We start from the raw sequence: 449 nt of genomic DNA on the forward strand, positions 1-449 counted from the left end.
GTGGTGATGAGCGCGCCGGCGCCGAAGGCGACCGCGGAGCGCAGGATCGCGCCGACATTGTGCGGATCCGTCACCTGGTCGAGCACCAGCACCAGCCTTGTGTCGCCGAGCGCGTCGAGGCGCTTCGGCTTCAGCGGCTCGGCCTCGATCAGCACGCCCTGATGCACGGCGTCCGATCCGGTGATCTTGTCGATGTCCTTCGGCTCGACCAGTTCGGCCTTGAAGGGCAGGGCGGCAAGATCGGGAATCGACAGCCGCTCCGCCGCGTTGCGGGTCACCAGCATCTTCCTGATCTTGCGCCGCGGATTGTCGAGCGCGGCCCGCACCGTGTGCAGGCCGTAAAGCCGCACCAGCCCGTCGCCGGGCGCTTCGCCCGGCGGCACCGGCTGGCGCGGCCGGAATGCCGGCGCGCCGCCCGCCTTCTGGTCGCGATGCGCGCGCCTCAGCTT

General features: G+C 70.8%; 1 protein-coding gene. It reads right to left on the reverse strand.

Annotated features, from left to right (window positions below):
* On the reverse strand, positions 1–449 hold a 449-nt coding region (locus EOD07_RS37130), incomplete at both ends, for an RNA methyltransferase substrate-binding domain-containing protein (RefSeq protein WP_281059127.1).

It is taken from the genome of Mesorhizobium sp. M2C.T.Ca.TU.002.02.1.1 (genome assembly GCF_003997225.1).